Source organism: Pseudomonas sp. W15Feb9B (assembly GCF_000828175.1).
In the GTDB taxonomy this organism is placed as follows: Bacteria; Pseudomonadota; Gammaproteobacteria; order Pseudomonadales; family Pseudomonadaceae; genus Aquipseudomonas; species Aquipseudomonas parakoreensis.
Window position 1 is genome coordinate 48,204 of sequence record NZ_JTKF01000013.1, and the last position, 17,442, is coordinate 65,645.

General features: G+C 60.7%; 13 protein-coding genes. 4 read left to right on the forward strand and 9 right to left on the reverse strand.

What is annotated here, in order from left to right:
* Nucleotides 1-52: 52 nt before the first annotated feature.
* Nucleotides 53-637, forward strand: coding sequence for an isochorismatase family protein (locus OC71_RS08645; RefSeq protein ID WP_041067227.1), 585 nt, complete (start codon nucleotides 53-55; stop codon nucleotides 635-637).
* Nucleotides 638-681: 44 nt separating this feature from the next.
* Here the strand turns inward: OC71_RS08645 and OC71_RS08650 are convergent, their stop codons facing one another.
* A complete protein-coding gene (locus OC71_RS08650; protein ID WP_041067230.1) occupies nucleotides 682-1,698 on the reverse strand; it encodes an ABC transporter substrate-binding protein in 1,017 nt (338 codons plus the stop codon).
* Between the two features lie 310 nt (nucleotides 1,699-2,008).
* Between OC71_RS08650 and OC71_RS08655 the strand changes: the two genes are divergently transcribed.
* Entirely contained in the window at nucleotides 2,009-4,240 is a 2,232-nt protein-coding gene (locus OC71_RS08655; protein ID WP_152620438.1) for an LTA synthase family protein, read from the forward strand.
* 45 nt (nucleotides 4,241-4,285) lie between these two features.
* Here the strand turns inward: OC71_RS08655 and OC71_RS08660 are convergent, their stop codons facing one another.
* Nucleotides 4,286-4,714, reverse strand: coding sequence for a hypothetical protein (locus OC71_RS08660; protein WP_152620439.1), 429 nt, complete (start codon nucleotides 4,712-4,714; stop codon nucleotides 4,286-4,288).
* A gap of 343 nt (nucleotides 4,715-5,057) precedes the next feature.
* Complete coding sequence (locus tag OC71_RS08665; protein WP_041067236.1) at nucleotides 5,058-7,094, reverse strand: TonB-dependent receptor; 2,037 nt, start codon at nucleotides 7,092-7,094, stop codon at nucleotides 5,058-5,060.
* A 334-nt stretch (nucleotides 7,095-7,428) separates the two neighbouring features.
* Here OC71_RS08665 and katG point away from each other — a divergent pair, with 334 nt between their 5' ends.
* Nucleotides 7,429-9,699 carry a catalase/peroxidase HPI gene (gene katG / locus OC71_RS08670; protein ID WP_041067239.1) on the forward strand — a complete coding sequence of 757 codons (2,271 nt, stop codon included), beginning with the start codon at nucleotides 7,429-7,431 and terminating at the stop codon, nucleotides 9,697-9,699.
* A 127-nt stretch (nucleotides 9,700-9,826) separates the two neighbouring features.
* Here katG and pepN read toward each other — a convergent pair whose 3' ends face one another.
* Genes pepN through OC71_RS08700 form a run of 6 tightly spaced genes read right to left on the reverse strand, consistent with a single transcriptional unit; the run spans nucleotide 9,827 to nucleotide 16,342 of the window.
* The gene (gene pepN / locus OC71_RS08675) at nucleotides 9,827-12,484 is read right to left on the reverse strand and encodes an aminopeptidase N (protein ID WP_041067241.1); all 2,658 of its coding nucleotides are present in this window, start codon (nucleotides 12,482-12,484) and stop codon (nucleotides 9,827-9,829) included.
* Between the two features lie 10 nt (nucleotides 12,485-12,494).
* Complete coding sequence (locus OC71_RS08680) at nucleotides 12,495-13,325, reverse strand: DUF2797 domain-containing protein (RefSeq protein WP_041067244.1); 831 nt, start codon at nucleotides 13,323-13,325, stop codon at nucleotides 12,495-12,497.
* A complete protein-coding gene (locus tag OC71_RS08685; RefSeq protein ID WP_003224178.1) occupies nucleotides 13,322-13,582 on the reverse strand; it encodes a YeaC family protein in 261 nt (86 codons plus the stop codon). The genes OC71_RS08680 and OC71_RS08685 overlap by 4 nt, the downstream gene beginning before the upstream one ends.
* Before the next feature lie 32 nt (nucleotides 13,583-13,614).
* Nucleotides 13,615-14,484, reverse strand: coding sequence for a rhomboid family intramembrane serine protease (locus OC71_RS08690; protein WP_041067247.1), 870 nt, complete (start codon nucleotides 14,482-14,484; stop codon nucleotides 13,615-13,617).
* A complete protein-coding gene (locus OC71_RS08695) occupies nucleotides 14,481-15,455 on the reverse strand; it encodes a metallophosphoesterase (RefSeq protein WP_371260368.1) in 975 nt (324 codons plus the stop codon). The genes OC71_RS08690 and OC71_RS08695 overlap by 4 nt, the downstream gene beginning before the upstream one ends.
* Nucleotides 15,452-16,342: an NAD(+) kinase gene (locus OC71_RS08700; RefSeq protein WP_003224174.1), complete on the reverse strand. Its 891-nt coding sequence runs from the start codon at nucleotides 16,340-16,342 to the stop codon at nucleotides 15,452-15,454. The genes OC71_RS08695 and OC71_RS08700 overlap by 4 nt, the downstream gene beginning before the upstream one ends.
* 115 nt (nucleotides 16,343-16,457) lie before the next feature.
* On the opposite strand from OC71_RS08700, the gene OC71_RS08705 reads away from it, so the two are divergent.
* The gene (locus tag OC71_RS08705) at nucleotides 16,458-17,408 is read left to right on the forward strand and encodes a DUF1853 family protein (protein WP_041067253.1); all 951 of its coding nucleotides are present in this window, start codon (nucleotides 16,458-16,460) and stop codon (nucleotides 17,406-17,408) included.
* Nucleotides 17,409-17,442 lie beyond the last annotated feature (34 nt).

A 17,442-nucleotide genomic window follows, 5' to 3' on the forward strand; every position in this document is an offset into this window, starting at 1 on the left:
CGTTCCATCGACCGGGGCGCCGTGCCCCGTAACATCTGCCAGGAGAGATACCATGAGTTACGAGAAATTCAGTGCCAATAATGCTGCCCTGCTGTTGATCGACCATCAGGTGGGCACCATGGGCTGGGTGAAATCCATTCCGTTCGAAGAACTCAAACGCAATGCCCTGATGCTCGCCAGAACCGCAAGCATTCTCAAACTGCCGGTGGTGCTGACGTCGAGTATGGAGGAATACGCTCAGGGTCCATTGCTCAGCGAACTTGAGACGATCCTGCCTGCCGAGTTCGCCGCACGAGTCAAACGCCTTGGCATCGTCAACGCCATGGATGATGAAAACTTTGCCGGCGCCGTCAAGGCGACCGGACGCAAGAAGCTGATTATTGCCGGGGTCACCAACGACGTCTGCACGGTATACCCGGCGTTGAGTCTGGTGCGCGACGGTTATGAAGTGCAGGTGGTTGCCGATGGCGGCGGATCGCCGAGCGTCATGGCCGACGATATCGCCTTGCGCCGCATGGACAAAGGGGGGGTGACCCTGACCACGACCAATCAGTTGATCGCCGAACTGGCCGGCAGTTGGGCAACCCCTGAGGGTGGCCAACTGGTGCAGGTGTTGATGGAAGCCTTGCAGTCCTGATCACTCAACTCCGGCAGCCGCCGCTCAGCGGCTGTTTTTATGCATCAACTCCCCGCGCCACCATGCGCCTCTTCAAAGAAGTAATCCTTCCAGCTGCCGGCCTTGTTCTTCAGCACGCCCAGTTCCTGCAGTTTTTCGGCATAGATGAACGTGCGCTGCGGCACCACCGTGAAGTCGATTTCCGGATCGGTGACGATCTTCTCGACCAGCGCCAGCGGCAGCTTCGACTGTTCGACGCGGATGTACGCCTGGGCGGCGGCGGGTTTGTCGGCCTTGATGATTTTTTCCGCTTCGGCCAGCGCATCGTAGAACGCCTTGTAGGTCCTGGGATTGTCGTCGTGGAATTTTTCCGTGGTGTAGAGCACGTTGAAGGTGGCCTGACCGCCGAGCACGTCGTAGGAACTCAGCACTTTGTGCACGTTGGGGTTTTGCAGCGCCTGATACTGGAACGGCGGACTGGAGAAATGCGCGTTGATTTCCGAACCGCCGGCAATCAGCGCCGCCGTGGCGTCCGGATGCGGCAGGCTGACCGAGATGTCGTCAAATTTCTTGTACTGGTCATTGCCGAACTCCCTGGCCGTTTCGATCTGCAGGGTCCGCGACTGGAACCCCACGCCCGCTGCGGGTACGGCGATGCGATCCTTGTCGCTGAAGTCCTTCAGGGTCTTGATATTCGGGTTGTTGGTCAGCAGGTAATTGGGCATCGAGCCGAGCGAGGCAATGGCCTTGACGTTCTGTTTGCCGCGGGTGCGATCCCACACGGTAAGCATCGGCGGCACCCCGGCGGAGACCACGTCCAGCGCACCGGTGAGCAGTGCTTCGTTCATGGCAGTGGCGCCGGAAATGCTGTTCCAGTCGACCTTGATCTCCAGCCCCTGCGCCTTGCCGTGTTTTTCGATCAGTTGCTGATCACGAACCACATCGAGAATCAGATAACCGATGCCGAATTGCTGGGCGATGCTGATCTTGCCTTCGGCCTGCGCACCGCTGCTGAACAGCATGCTGCTCGCCAGAGATGCGGCCAACAGGGTCAGCGCAGAACGTTTGAACGGTGTGGCCATGACAACCTCGCAGCAGGGTGGATTTGGCTGAAAGGCCGAACTCTATCGCTATAAAAAACAGAAATTAAATACCGTTATCGAATATCCATAGCACGCTCGCATGGGCCGTCATGCGCTGATTTAAACAGCCTGAAACAATAAATCTGCCATCGGTTACACGTTGTGCGTCAGTCACTAGCGGGCTGACACCAGCGCTGGTCACGGCCTCAAGCCCTGCGCCGTGTCTGTGCGAGCAGATCAGCCACGCGTTTAAAAGGGCGATCACGCAGCCCACCCTTGGTATCATCGCGCACACTTTTATGACGGTTTGATGGCTGGAAGGTCTGTGTTTGTGAGCGTTCTTTTGCGTTGGTTGCGGCAACCGCATGCCCGCCTGTTTTCCCTGATTCTGCTGGTACTGATTGTACCGGTGTGCCTGCGCGCTGCATTGGGCTGGTCGTCGCCGCTGGGCTATTTGTCCGACCTGGCGATTGGCAGTTTGCTGGTGCTGTTGCTGCATCGCCGTGCGTGGTGGCTGGCGTTGCCGTTGCTGCTGTTCTGGGGGTTGCTGGCGGTGGCGACGGCGGAGCTGGTCAGCGCTGTCGGCCGGCTGCCGAATCCTGCCGACCTGCATTACCTGATTGACCCGCAGTTCGTGGAAAACTCCACCGGTGGCGGCTTTGCCCATCCGGCGCTGGGCGTGGCCCTGTTGCTGGCGCTGCTGCTCTGGTTGCTGACGCGTTTCGCCAATCGCGCGCAGCCCGCTGCTGCCCTGCCCCGTGCCGTGTGGGCCGCACCGGCGCTGCTGTTCGCCGCGCACTGGGGCGTGCAAAACCAGTGGCCGAGCGAGGAAGATCCGTGGCGTCTGTACAACCTGCCGCATCAGTTGCTTGCCTCGCAAGTCGCCGATCTGCAGTTGCAGGCCGAGGAATGGCTGGACGGTGACGTCGAACCCGCCGCGCCACAGATGGCCGGGCTGACCGATCTGGATCTCAATGGCCACAAACTGCTGGCCGCGCCGGGGCAGGCGCGCAACGTGCTGATCATCGCCTTGGAAGGCATTCCCGGCGCGTACATCCGCGCCAATCGCGAGGCCATCGGCAGCCATTATCAGGAAGACCTGATGCCCAACCTCAGCCGCTGGGCCGAGCGCGGCATGAACACCCCGGATTACGTGCTGCATACGCACCAGACCATTCGCGGCCTGTACGCCATGCTCTGTGGCGATTACGACAAGCTCAACAACGGCACGCCCAAAGGCGTGGAGATGCTCACTCAGCAGGAGCGCAATCAGGCCTGCCTGCCGGCGCAACTGCGGCAGAACGGCTTCAGCACTCATTACCTGCAAGGCGCCGGTCTGCGTTTCATGGCCAAAGACAAGATCATGCCGCACATCGGTTTCGATGCGACCCACGGCCTGGAATGGTTCTCTAACGCCAACTATCTGGAGTTTCCGTGGGGCAAGGATGACAAGGCGTTCTTCGAAGGCGCTCTGGATTACGTTGGTCAACTGAAGCAGCAGAAGCAACCGTGGATGCTCACCCTGCTGACCGTTGGCACCCACCAGCCCTACTCCGCACCGGAAGACTATCTGGCTCGCTACGAGACGCCGAAGCAGGCCGCTGTCGGTTATCTCGACGATGCGCTGGAGCAGTTCCTCAGCGGCCTCGAACGCCAGGGCGTGCTCAGGGACACGCTGGTGGTGATCACCTCGGACGAATCCCACGGCATCGACGGCGTGCGTCTGGCGTCGTCGTGGGGCTTCAACCTGACGCTGGCACCCGAACAGGAGCAACTGCCGCGACTGAATGCCGGGGTGTACGGTCATGTCGATCTGAGCGCATCGATCCTCGACTATTTCGACTTGACCGTGCCGACGGCGCTGAGCGGCCGCTCGCTGTTTCGCGACTACGACAGCGGGCGCGAAATCATGTCCTACACCAACGGCAAACTGCGCTACCACAATGGTCAGGGGATCTTCTCCGAGTGCGACATGCCGCGCCGTTGCCGCTACTACGAAAGCGCCGGGTTCATTGCCGAGCGGGCCACCTTCAAGGGCAATGAAAGCAGCCAGCAGGCCCGGCAGATTGCCGCGCGGGCCATGGCGCTGGACCTGTCGCTGCTGCGCACCCCGCTCAATCAGCGTTACCAGTTCGGCAGCAACAACGTCATCCCGCTGCAGGCACAGATCAACGATGACTGGGCCGACAACCTGATCGGCGCGCAGTACCTGGAAATGCCCAAGGGCTCGCACACCCGCGTGCGCCTGACCGTGCGCTCGGTGGACCCGCAGCAGGCGGCGTACATTCAGCTCAAGGCCAAGGAGTTCGAACAGGACGTGCAACTGGGCCTGCCGACCGAGATGGTCGCCACGGCGGACCAGCCGCTGGAGATGGATTTCAGCTTCGACAACCCGCAACAGCGCAAGGCGTTTTCGTTCCACTTGCTGGGTTATGGACTGGGTGCGGTCGAGGTGACGGATTTCAGTGTGATCACCGAGTTGCCGGGGCAGGAAGATCCGCTGGATGCGCTGCCGGAGGATGAAACGATGCAATCGAGTTGAAATCAGGGAGGGGACGGATTGGTTGGATCCGTCCCTTGGCATTTACTAAAGACGCTTAATTTCAAATTTACCTGTAACTGTCTTTCCATCAGGCAAAACAAAATCGATGTCACCTGAAACACCGGATCGATTTTCGCCTGTCCGTAAGAACGTGACATTTGCCAGTCCTTGTTTAATAACGTGAGACACGTTTGAGATCCTAACGCTCCAAACCAGCCCACCTTCGTACCATCTCACCTGGTGAGGGCCGTCCTTTATCAAGTCCTGTGGAACGCAGAAGGTAACGACGTTGTGGTTGTAATCATCAGCCCCAACAATGAAATAGTCCTTATCTGCCGTATGAAAAAGCAAGTTTGTCTTCGCGACCATGAACTCTCTTCCATCAACGTGTGCACTAAACGTTCCTTTATATTGATGGTGATTTTCATTAATCAGGTCGAAAATTTGCTTTTCTGATTTATTTGAATTTTGCATGTCGATGCGCTCCGATCCGTTTGAAGGCGGTTGCCTGCGATTGAAAAGCTATGCCTCAATTATCTTGGGCGCTACTGTCATAACTGACAGGTTATTAGCTGAAATCGAAATAAGAAGTTTAAAAAAGACAATTAAATGCGGTATCAAAGCAGTTTGCGACAATGTATGAGCCGGCTATGGACTGGGCGCGGTCGAGGTCACGGATTTCAGTGTGATCACCGAGTTGCCGGGGCAGGAAAATCCGCTGGATGCACTGCCGGAGAATGACACCGCACAATCAAGCTGATGCCCGTGCAGGAGCTGCCGCAGGCTGCGGCAGCTCCTTCAGGGGGGCGAAGGGCTATCAGAACGTCGTGCGCAACCCGACCTGAATGCTGCGCCCTTCTGCCGGTGCAATATCACGCAGGATCGAACTGGCGTAACGCACGGTCTGGTTGGTCAGGTTCTCGGCGTTGACGAAGGCCAGCCATTTGCTCTGGCCGACATCAAAGTGATAACCCACATTGGCGCCCAGCGTGGTGTAGCCGTCGGTGCTGCTTTCGTTGTCTGGCACACGATGCTGCGAGCTGGCGTGTTCGATATCGATCCGCGCCTGCCAGCGATCCAGTTCCCACAGCAAACCACTGTTCAAGCGCAGCGGCGCGATGCGCGGCAGGTCCTGGCCGGTGTCGAGATTCTTGGCGCGGGTGTAATCGCCTGACAGCTCCAAAGCAAATTTGCCGTAGGCATTTTCGCCAAGCGTCCAGCGATCCTGCGCCTCGATGCCACTGAAACGTGCACGCACACCCGAGTAGGTGTATTCGGGAATCCCGCCAGCATCCTCTTCGCCTTCGTCATTCAGTGTACGGCCCGTGCCGAGCAAGCCGATGTAGTTGGAGAAGTGGCTGTAAAACACACCGACACTGCCCTTGTGCGTGCCGTTGTCGAAGCGCAATGCGAGGTCGCTGGACACGGCTTTTTCTTTCGACAGCCCGGCATCGCCGACTTCATAGGTGCCGGTCGCGACGTGGGCGCCGTTGGCGTACAACTCATAGAACGTCGGCGCGCGTTCGGTGTAGCCCAATGTCGCGGCGACCGACCAGATCGGCGTCAGCGTGTACACCGCGCCGGACGACAGGCTGCCGGCGGTGAAACTGCTGGAGCGGTCGGCATTGGCAAAGCGCTCATTGCCTTTGGCGTCCGGGTCGACGCTGGTGTGTTCGAGGCGTCCGCCGAGGGTGAACAGCAAGCGCTCAGTGGCTTGCAACTCTTCCAGAATGAACAGTGCGCCAGCGTCGGTATCGGTGTGCGGCACAAAGGCTTCTTCGCCCAGTGCCGAGAATTCGTTGCGGCTGACCTGGGCGCCGATCACCCCGTTGAACGGGCCCAGCGGCTGATGCCGAGCCTCGACCCGAGCTTCGTAACCCTTGTTCTTGAAGGTGGTGCCGACTTCACCGCCCTCGATTTCGCGGTGCTGGTAATCGGTGTAGCCGGCATCGAGTTTGATCGAGCTGAACGGCCCGTCGAGATTGCGCATTTCCGAGGCGAACGCGTAGTGCTCCTGCTGCATGCGAATGCGCACGTCGTCTTCGGCGGGCGAGCCGTAGTTCGAATCGTAATTGCTGTAGGACAGCCCGGCGTAACCGTCATCCCAAGTGTAGGAACTGCCGACGGCACCGCCATCCTGACGACCATCGCTGTTGGCGAGCCGATGCTTGCGCGAGTCGCCGTCGTCGTTGGCGCGTGCCGTGCCGGTCTTGGCGTAGCCGGGAATTTTCAGGTCATTGAATTCACGGGCGCTGGCGTCCAGGTGCAAGGCGAACTGACCGTTGCCGGCCTCCAGTTTCCCCGCGCTGCTGCGGGTGGTGTCGGCACCGCCGTAACGCAACTCGCCGGCCCCGTGAATGCCTTCGATGGCTTCAGTGGGGATGCGGTTATCGAAGGTGTTGACCACCCCGCCGATCGCGCTGCCGCCGTACAGCAACGCCGCCGGGCCACGGACGACTTCAATGCGCTCGACGTTGACCGGGTCCAGCGGCACCGCGTGATCGTAGGACAGCGACGAGGCGTCCAGCGCGCCGACGCCGTTACGCAGGATGCGAATGCGGTCACCGTCCTGCCCGCGAATGATCGGCCGACTCGCGCCCGGGCCGAAGTACGACGAGGACACACCGGGCTGCTTGTTCAGCGTCTCGCCGAGGCTGCCCTTCTGCTGCAACGTGAGGTCGTCGCCGCTGAGGACGGTCGAGGGCGATGCCAGGCTCTGACCGCCCAGCGGGTTGCCGGTGATGACTTGCGGTTGCAGTTCGAGCGGCTCGGCGGCGAACACGGGTGAAGCAACAAGCAGCGCGGCGGCCAGAGGAGCCAGGCGTCGTTGAAGGGGTTGGGAACGGGCAGGCATTTCAGAACTTCCATGAGCAGAAAAATGAGATCGCTGCCGGCGTTTGGCGAGTAACGCTGGCAGAAACAGAATGAAATCTTTTTTATGTTATACAATAACATTTCTTTCTGTCATCACGATTCTCGCAATCCGTTTTGCAGCAAGCCCTCAAGCACGGGGATTTCAGGGTCGAATCAGACAATCATCCAGCCTGCGCAATAGGCGAAAACGCTGAAAGACTGCGCCTATCAACCTCCAATAGTCGGCCTATTAGCTGGTTGCCCGAGTCGGGTCTAGCCTTACTAGTCCGAAGTCGGCATGAGCCGGCCGCACAAGACCTGATAAGGATCCGAACATGGCAAATGAATCGAAATGCCCGTTCAACCACGCTGCCGGTGGTGGTACGACAAACCGTGACTGGTGGCCGAATCAACTGAACCTGAAGATCCTCAGCCAGCACTCGCCCAAGTCCGATCCGCTGGGCAAGGACTTCAACTACGCCGAAGCCTTCAAGAGCCTGGACTTCCAGGCCCTGAAACAAGACCTGCGCGCGCTGATGACCGACTCGCAGGACTGGTGGCCAGCCGACTTCGGTCACTACGGCCCACTGTTCATCCGCATGGCCTGGCACAGTGCCGGCACCTATCGCACCGCCGACGGGCGCGGGGGCGCCGGCTCCGGCCAGCAGCGTTTCGCCCCGCTCAACAGCTGGCCGGACAACGTCAGCCTCGACAAGGCCCGGCGCCTGCTGTGGCCGATCAAGCAGAAATACGGTCGCAATATTTCCTGGGCCGACCTGATCGTGCTCACCGGTAACGTCGCACTGGAATCCATGGGCTTCAAGACCTTCGGTTTCTCCGGCGGCCGTCCCGATGTCTGGGAGCCGGATGAAGACGTGTACTGGGGTTCGGAACGCGAATGGCTCGGTGGCGACAGCCGTTACGGCAAAGACAAGTCAGCCATGCAAGAACCCGGGGACGGCACACTGGTGGCCGAACCGGATCTGCATGGCAAAGAGGAAAGCCGCACCGATCAGGGCGAACGCAACCTGGAAAACCCGCTGGCCGCCGTGCAGATGGGCCTGATCTACGTCAACCCGGAAGGCCCGGAAGGCAATCCCGATCCGGTCGCCTCGGGTCGCGATATCCGCGAAACCTTTGGCCGCATGGCCATGAACGACGAAGAAACCGTGGCCCTGATCGCCGGCGGTCACGCCTTCGGCAAGACCCACGGCGCTGGCCCTGCCGACAATGTCGGGCCTGAGCCGGAAGCGGCCGGACTGGAAGAACAAGGTCTCGGTTGGCGCAACGCATTCGGCACCGGCAAAGGCGCCGACACCATCACCAGCGGCCTCGAAGTCACCTGGACCACCACCCCGACCCAGTGGAGCAACAACTACCTGGAAAACCTGTTCGGTTTCGAGTGGGAACTGTTCAAGAGTCCGGCCGGTGCGCACCAGTGGAAACCGAAAAATGGCGCCGGGGCGGGCACCGTTCCCCATGCGCACGATCCGAGCAAAAAGCTCTCGCCGACCATGCTCACTTCCGACCTGGCGCTGCGTTTCGACCCGATCTACGAGCCGATCGCTCGACGCTTTCTGGCCAACCCGAACCAACTGGCGGACGCCTTCGCCCGCGCCTGGTACAAGCTGATCCACCGTGACATGGGCCCACTGTCGCGCTACCTCGGCCCGGAACTGCCGAACGAGGAACTGCTGTGGCAAGACCCGATTCCTGAGGCCACGCACCCGCTGATCGACAGCAACGATGCCGCCGCGCTGAAAAGCAAAGTGCTGGCGTCCGGGCTGTCGGTGTCGCAACTGGTGTCCACCGCATGGGCCGCCGCATCAACCTTCCGTGGTTCCGACAAGCGTGGCGGCGCCAACGGTGGCCGTCTGCGTCTGGCCCCACAGAAATTCTGGCAGGCCAATCAGCCGGAGCAACTGGACAAGGTGCTGAAAACCCTTGAGGGCATTCAGAACGAGTTCAACGCCGGCTCATCCGGCAAGAAAGTGTCGCTGGCAGATCTGATCGTGCTGGCGGGTAACGCCGGGGTCGAGCAAGCGGCGAAAAACGCCGGGCACTCGGTGTCGGTGCCGTTCAATCCAGGTCGAACCGATGCGACTCAGGAGCAAACCGATGTCGAGTCGTTTGGCTTCCTTGAACCGATTGCCGATGGTTTCCGTAACTACAGCAAAGGCAAATACACCGTTTCCGCCGAAGCCCTGCTCATCGACAAGGCCCAACTGCTGACCCTCTCCGCTCCGGAAATGACCGTACTGGTCGGTGGTCTGCGGGTATTGGGGACCAACGTCGGACAGAGCCGGCATGGCGTGTTCACCTCGCGCACTGAAACGCTGAGCAACGACTTCTTCACCAACCTGCTGGACATGGGCGTGGAGTGGAAGCCGACCTCAGCGGCGGCAGACGAGTTCGAAGGACGCGACCGCAAGACCGGCGGCGTGAAGTGGACGGCGACGCGGGTTGATCTGGTGTTTGGTTCCAACGCGATTTTGCGCGCGCTGGCCGAGGTGTATGCGAGTGCTGACGCGAAGGAGCAGTTTGTGAAGGACTTCGTGGCGGCATGGGCCAAGGTGATGGAGCTGGATCGGTTTGATCTGAAATAACAGAAAACGCAAAAACCTGTGGGAGCTGGCTTGCCAGCGATAGCGGTAGATGAGTCAACTTCAACGTTGAATCTGATGCCGCCATCGCGGGCAAGCCCGCTCCCACAAGGTCTGATCTTATCCCTACTTACGCCAGGCTTTTGCTGACCACTTCGTACACATCACTCGACAACTGCCCAGAAGCCAGAATCCGCTCCAGCTCAGCCTTCATCAACGCCTGACGGGCGCTGTCGTATTTGCGCCAGCGGGTCAGTGGCGCCAGTTGCCGCGAGGCGATCTGCGGGTTGAAACCGTTCAGCTCGATCACCAGATCCGCGAGGAAGCGGTAGCCCGAACCGTCGGCGGCGTGGAAGTTGATCAGGTTCTGCCCGGCAAACGCACCGACCAGCGCACGCACCTTGTTCGGGTTCTTGATGTTGAACGCCGGGTGCTGCATCAACGCCTTCACCCGTGCCAGACCGCCCGGCAACGTGCTGCCGGCCTGCACGCTGAACCACTGATCCATGACCAGCGGGTTGTCCTTGAAGTGCTCGGCGAAAGTTGTCAGCGCTTTGGCCTTTTGTTCTTCGAACGGCGAGTTGACCAGCACCGCCAGCGCAGTCAGACGCTCGGTCATGTTGTCGCTGTTTTCGAACTGTTCTTGCGTAGCGGCCAACACTTCCGGCTTGCCGCTGAGCATCAGGTACGACAGCGCAATGTTCTGCAGTGCACGACGGGCAAAGTGCTCGGCCTCGGCCACGTACGGCGTCTGCTTCGACAAATCGCGGTTGGCCTGATAACGCAGCCACAGCGCTTCAAACAGGTTGTCCGCCAGTTGCTTGCGGGCAAACTCGCGGGCGCTGTGAATCGCCTCGACATCTGCCACTTCGCTGATTTCGGTCAGATACGCTTCGCTCGGCAGCGAAAGCATTTCAGCGACCATGGCCTGATCCAGCGACTCATCGGACAGCACGGTTTTCAGCGCCGAGATCAGACGCGGATCGAGCACCAGGCTTTCGCCCTTCTGCTGCTGGGCAATCAATTCCTGCAGCACTTGCACCGACAGTTGCTGACCGGCATCCCAGCGGTTGAAGCCATCGCTGTCGTGCTGCATCAGGAACATCAACTGGTCGCGGTTGTACGGGAAGCTCAGTTTGACCGGCGCCGAGAAACCACGCAGCAACGATGGCAGCGGGTGTTCAGCGATGTCGACGAAGGTGAACGTCTGCTCGGCTTCAGTCACCGAGATCACACGGCTGGTACCTTGCGCTGCCGCTTCACCGGCCAGACGCAGGGCAATCTCGTTGCCCTTGCTGTCGAGCAGGCCCAGTTCGACCGGGATCACGAACGGCAGTTTTTCCACTTTGTCCGGGGTTTCCGGGCAGCTCTGGCGGAAGGTCAGGCTGTAGGTTTTCGCCGCAGCGTCGTAGGACTCGCTGACCGCCAGACGCGGTGTGCCGGCCTGGCTGTACCAGCGCTTGAACTGGGTCAGGTCGACACCGTTGGCGTCTTCCATGGCCTTGACGAAATCGTCGCAGGTCACGGCCTGGCCGTCGTGGCGTTCGAAGTACAGGTCACTGCCCTTGCGGAAGCCTTCGGCGCCCAGCAGGGTGTGAATCATGCCGACCACTTCCGAGCCCTTTTCGTACACGGTCAGGGTGTAGAAGTTGGAGATCTCGATGAAGCTGTCCGGGCGCACCGCGTGGGCCATGGGACCGGCATCTTCGGCGAACTGGTGGGTACGCAGGTACGCCACGTCCTGAATGCGCTTGACCGTGGCCGAGTTCATATCCGAAGAGAAACCAGCGTCGCGGAATACGGTGAAGCCTTCCTTGAGCGACAGCTGGAACCAGTCGCGGCAGGTCACGCGGTTGCCCGACCAGTTGTGGAAATATTCGTGGGCGACGATCGCCTCGACCCGCTGGTGCGCCGCGTCGGTGGCGGTTTCGGCGCGGGCCAGCACGGCGCTGGAGTTGAAGATGTTGAGGCCCTTGTTCTCCATCGCGCCCATGTTGAAGTCGTTGACGGCGACGATCATGAAGATGTCCAGGTCGTACTCGCGACCGTAGACCTCTTCATCCCAGCGCATCGACTTCTTCAGGCTGTTCATCGCGTGCTGGCACTTGTCGATGTTTTCCGGCTCGACGTAAATGCGCAGCGCGACATTACGGTGGGTCATGGTGGTAAAGGTGTCTTCGACACACCACAAATCACCGGCCACCAGCGCGAACAGGTACGCCGGCTTCATGAACGGGTCTTCCCAGGTCGCCCAATGCCGGCCGTCTTCGCCCGGGCCGGAGGCGATCGGGTTGCCGTTGGACAGCAGCACCGGATAGCTGTGCTGCTCGGCGACCACCGTGGTGGTGAACTTGCTCATCACGTCCGGGCGGTCGAGGTAATAAGTGATCTTGCGGAAGCCTTCGGCCTCGCACTGGGTGCAGAACATCGTGCCGGACTTGTACAGGCCTTCCAGCGCGGTGTTGGTTTCCGGGTGGATTCTGACGCTGGTGTCGACCGTGAAGCTGGCGCTGGCCGGCTGCAGGGTCAGGGTGTTTTCAGTCAGCTGATAATCGCCGGCGCCCAGTTCCTGGTCGGCCAGGGTCACCGACAGCAGTTCCAGCTGCTGGCCGTCGAGTACCAGTGGCGGCAGGCCCGGGCCACGCTCCGGGTTGCGGCGCATCACCAGTTGCGCGTGGACCAGGCTGTGGTCCTCGAACAGCTCGAAGGTCAGGTGCGTCTCGTCGATCAGGTACTCGGGCGCCTGATAGTCCTTCAGGTAAATCATCTTCGGTTGTTCGGTGCGCATGCTGGAATCCTTATTGATGCACGGCGAGTTGATAGGCCGTGTATTTACGAACGTTGATCACGCCGGTGTCGAAAATCAGGTACTGACCCTTGATCCCCAGCAGCGTGCCTTCGGCAATCGGGTTCTTGTCCAGGTTGAAGCTGACGATTTTGGCCGGGTATTGCTCGACCGGATAGCGGATTTCGAGCGGTTCTACATCGGCAATCGTCTGAATTGCCTGTAGGCCGAATCGCTGTTGCAGACCTTGCAAGCCTTCGGCGCAGCTTTCAAACAGCTGATCGCGTACTTGCGCCAGATCCACCGCCGCCGCATCACCCTTGAGCAAGGCGCGCCAGTTGGTCTTGTCGGCCACTTGACTGCGGAACAGGTCTTCGACGAAGCCCGACTGCTGACGTGTGGCGACGCGCATGATCGGCAGCGCCTGACTCGCGCCCTGATCCAGCCAGCGGGTCGGCAACTGGGTAGCACGAGTGATGCCAACCTTGATCCCCGACGAGTTGGCCAGATAGACCACGTGATCGGTCATGCAGAATTTTTCGCCCCACGCTGGCTCACGGCAGGTGCCGGCCTCGAAGTGGCAGCGCTCCGGGCTCATGATGCAGAGGTCGCACTGGGCCAGTTTGGTCATGCACGGGTAGCAGTAACCCTGGCTGAAACTGGTTTTGGTCTTGCGCCCGCAATAGGTGCAATGAATCGCCCCCAGGTACTCCAGACGCACCGTGGTGCCGATCATGGGGTTGACCGGCACCTCGACGTCATCCAGACGAAACGCGTATTGCACGTTCGGCCCGTCCAGGCGCGCCGACATTTTGCTGATTGCACCGCGGCCAATCTCGATCAATGGATGGCATCCGACTTGAACAGGATGTTCGGTACTTCGATCGACTTCGACGCACATTCTTGCGGGCCCATGTAACCGGTGCGCTGGTCTTCAGGCAGGTTCTGGATTTCCCAGGCGATCATCGCCTGCAGCGACAGCTCGCGCTGTTCGGCGGTGAGTTTGCCACCGTCGGACCACTTACCGATTTCCACGGCCAGTTTCAGGCTCTCGTAGATGTCCGGGGTTATGTTTTTGATCATGTCGTTAAAAGAGGACATCTGGGTCTCCGTGCTCTTTATTCACTGAAATGTTAGGCGGCCAGTTTACGGCGGTTATACAAACCGCCCAACAAACCGGTGAAGCATCCGATGAGTAACCCGCTGACGTGGGCGGCGTTGGCGATCTGGCCGAACCCGATCATCGAGACCAGTCCGGACATGCAGATCACCAGCCACACCAGCATCATCACCAGCACGCCACGTGGCAGGCGATACGCCGGGTTCGGTGCCAGCAACTGGAAAATCCAGCAGTGGCCGAGCAGTCCGTAAAGCACGCCGGACAAGCCGCCGAACAGGCTCGGGCCGCTCCAGGCAAACTGCGCGTAGTTCGACACCAGGCTGAACAGCAGGGTCAGACCGAGCAGATTGATGCTGCCCTGACGTGACTCGATGCGCCGACCCAGCTCCCAGTACCACATGCCGTTCATGGCCAGGTGCAGGATGCCGAAGTGCAGCAGCATCGGCGTGAACAGGCGCCACCACTGCCCCGCCGCCAGGCTGTCGGCCAGCGGGGTGAACTGGATGTACTCGCCGACCACACGAAAGTCGAGGAACGTCAGCCAGCGGATCGTTTCGAGGTTGTCGCCCAGATAGGTCAGGCCACCGACCAGCAGGCTCAGCAGCAGGATCAATCCGGTGGCCTTGGCGTGTTTGAGTTGCTCGGCGAAGCTCGGGCGTTTGAAGGTCGGCGCCAGCGGGATGTCCAGTTGCTGATCGGGATCGCCGGCCGGGAAGCGCTCGTACAGCGAACGTACGTCTTCGCTGATTTCCGCTGGCGCCCACAGCACTTGCTCGCCCGCCTCTTCACTGACCCGATGCGGCACCTGCATCCGTTGCAGCAGCTTGACGAAACCACTCAAATCCACCGCCAGTGGCAGACGCAATACCGCTACCGCACTCATTGCAGCACCTCCGGCCGCTCGACATCGACCCAGACAAATTTATGCGGATCCAGGCGTGTTTCCTGATCCAGACGATAGGCCACCAGTTTGCCGTAGAGCACCGCGCTGTAATCCAGACACGCGAGGTTCGGGCGGATCGGCGCCGGTTTGCCGCTGCGCCAGTAATGCCCGACGAACAACAACGGCTCGTCGATGCCGTAGCGCAGCAGGTTGTTTTTTTCGCTGGAGGTCAGCGGCTTCTGCGCCACCGGCTCAGGCAGTGCATCTGGCTGGAAGACAATGTCGCCGTAGGTTTTCGGATCGTCTTCCCAGAACTTGGTACGGAAAAACGAACGCACCAGACCGTCGCCGCTGGTCATGGTCAGGCCATCCGGCAGGCGCATGTCGGTGCCGCGCAGCAAGCGGTCGAACACCGTGCAGGCGAAACTGCCGGGCACGGCCGAGGCCTGGAGAAAATGCTCGTCGATGCGCGCATCGGGAAACAGCCCGCGCAATGGTTCGATCAGGCTGGTATCCCAACAGGCGTGCACCACACGGAAGCGTCCGGCATCAACCACCAGCGGCAGTTCGTAGAACCAGTTGAGGAAGTCATGCCAGTCGCCCGGATGGTCTTCGAACTGGGTCAGGGTTTCGTGCAGCAGGCGCGCGTGCCGCGGCGTGTGCTCACGGACGAACTGCTTGCCGCTGCCCGGCAGCGCCGGCGTGCTCCAGCCCAGTGCGTTGAATTCGTGGTTGCCCATGATGCACAGCGCCTGCCCGGCCTCGACCATGTCGTGGACGATGTGCAATGCCTCGCGGATTCGCGGGCCACGGTCGATGATGTCGCCGACGAACACGGCCATGCGCGATGGATGCCGCCAGACCCCGCCCTGCTTGTGATAACCGAGACGGTCAAGCAAGTGTTCGAGGGTCAGGGCGCATCCGTGCACGTCACCAATCAAGTCATAACTGCGCGCGGGATCGAGCATCAGTCGCCTCCACCACCCAGCTTGCTGCCCCAGCCGAGTTTGGTCCGGCAGACTTCGTAGTAATTGTGGTCGAGCGGATGAATCAGCCGCAGCTTCTGGGCTTTCTTGCTGACGGTGATGGTGTCGCCCGGCGCGCAGGTGAAGTGGTTCTGCCCGTCGCAGGAGACTTGCGGGTAAATCTGCATGTTTTTCGACACGACGATTTTCAGCTCACTGTTGCCATCGACCACAATTGGCCGGCTCGACAACATATGGGGGTACATCGGCACGATCACAATGGCGTCGAGCTTGGGATGCATGATCGGGCCACCCGCCGACAGCGCGTAAGCGGTGGAACCGGTCGGGGTGGCGACGATCAGACCGTCGGCCTTCTGGCTGCAGACGAACTGGCCGTCGATGTACAGCTCGAACTCGATCATCCGCGTCGATTTGCCCGGGTGCAGCACCACATCGTTCAGCGCATCGCCCTGGCCGATGGCCTCGGCGTGGCGGCGGACTTCGGCTTGCAGCAGGAAACGGTTTTCTACCAGATAGTGGCCGTCGAGCACCTTGGCCACTTCGACTTCCAGCTCATCGGGACGAATGTCGGTGAGAAAACCGAGGCTGCCCCGGTTGATCCCGAGTACCGGAATATTGTGCTTGGCCAGCGCCCGCGCGGCGCCGAGCAGGCTGCCGTCACCGCCAACGACGATGACCATGTCGCAGACTTCGCCGAGCATCTTGCGCGACGAGGTTTGCAGGCCATGGCCCGGCAGGACTTCGGCGATGGTGTCTTCGAGGATCACGTGCAGGTGACGATCGAGCAGAAAGCGTTTCAGTCGGCGGACGGTATCCAGCACCTGGGAACTGCCCAGGCGACCGATGATGCCGATATTACGAAATTGCTCCATGGGACCTCTGCGGACAATCGAAAACGCGAAAAGCACAATTATGGGCGAAAGCCCGCCATAGACAAAATCCTTTCAGCCTCAAGGGTGCGCGCGTGTTTCAGGCTATGCTCGCAAGATGATCCTGTTTCCCGACCTGCTCCAGTTGCCACATCAATTACGCCATCCGGAAGTGCGGGATCTGGCGTGGGTGATTCTCGCCCCGCCAATGCTCGCGGCGACACCTTGGCCGCAACGCCATCCGCTGGCCGGCAGCGATTGGGTGAGCGATCCCGCGCGCCTGGAGCAGTGGCTGCGGCAACTGGATCGGGACAGTTATGGCTTGCTGCACTGGCTGTCGCAGGCGCGCACGCGGCGGCTGGGCCTGTATTACGAGCGGTTGTGGCAGTTTGCCGTGGAGCATGCGCCGGGCATCGAACTGATTGCCGCCAACCTGCCGATCCGCCGCGAAGGCCACACCCTCGGTGAACTCGACATGCTGCTGCGCGACCGCGACGGCGTGCATCACCTGGAACTGGCGATCAAGCTCTATCTCGGCCCGCAGAATGGCGACGGCCACGACCCGGCGCAGTGGCTGGGGCCGGGTTGCCACGATCGACTGGACCGCAAACTGGCGCATCTGGCCGAACACCAGCTGCCGATCTCGGCGCGCCCGGAAAGCCGTGCGGTATTGGCCACTCTGGATATCGAAGTGTTCAGTGCGCAGTTGTGGCTGGGCGGCTACCTGTTGTACCCGTGGCCCGGTCACGCCGAGCCGCCGAAGGGGGCGCATCCGCAGCATCTGCGCGGCAGTTGGTTGCATCAGAAGGACTGGCCGGCGTTCGTCGCCCAGCGCCCGGCCGGACGCTGGCAACCGCTGCCCCGCCATGCGTGGCTGGCACCGGCCCACTACCCGGCAGATCAGACCTGGAGCACTGAACACCTGCAGAGGTGGCTGGACACCCTGGAACCGATGGCTCCGGCGCAACTGATGGTGCGCCTGACCGAGAATGCCCGGGGTGAATGGGAAGAGGCGGAGCGGTTGTTTCTGGTGGCGGATCTTTGGCCGAATGTGCCGGGCCAGGCCTGAGATTTTGCGGTGTTTGCACCGGCCCCATCGCTAG

Coding starts and splice junctions, on each gene's coding strand:
- OC71_RS08650 (WP_041067230.1), bottom strand. CDS start 1,698: ATGGCCACACCGTTCAAACGTTCTGCGCTGACCCTGTTGGCCGCATCT.
- OC71_RS08685 (WP_003224178.1), bottom strand. CDS start 13,582: ATGTCCTCTTTTAACGACATGATCAAAAACATAACCCCGGACATCTAC.
- katG (WP_041067239.1), top strand. CDS start 7,429: ATGGCAAATGAATCGAAATGCCCGTTCAACCACGCTGCCGGTGGTGGT.
- OC71_RS08655 (WP_152620438.1), top strand. CDS start 2,009: ATGGCTGGAAGGTCTGTGTTTGTGAGCGTTCTTTTGCGTTGGTTGCGG.
- OC71_RS08665 (WP_041067236.1), bottom strand. CDS start 7,094: ATGCCTGCCCGTTCCCAACCCCTTCAACGACGCCTGGCTCCTCTGGCC.
- pepN (WP_041067241.1), bottom strand. CDS start 12,484: ATGCGCACCGAACAACCGAAGATGATTTACCTGAAGGACTATCAGGCG.
- OC71_RS08700 (WP_003224174.1), bottom strand. CDS start 16,342: ATGGAGCAATTTCGTAATATCGGCATCATCGGTCGCCTGGGCAGTTCC.
- OC71_RS08660 (WP_152620439.1), bottom strand. CDS start 4,714: ATGCAAAATTCAAATAAATCAGAAAAGCAAATTTTCGACCTGATTAAT.
- OC71_RS08645 (WP_041067227.1), top strand. CDS start 53: ATGAGTTACGAGAAATTCAGTGCCAATAATGCTGCCCTGCTGTTGATC.
- OC71_RS08705 (WP_041067253.1), top strand. CDS start 16,458: ATGATCCTGTTTCCCGACCTGCTCCAGTTGCCACATCAATTACGCCAT.
- OC71_RS08690 (WP_041067247.1), bottom strand. CDS start 14,484: ATGAGTGCGGTAGCGGTATTGCGTCTGCCACTGGCGGTGGATTTGAGT.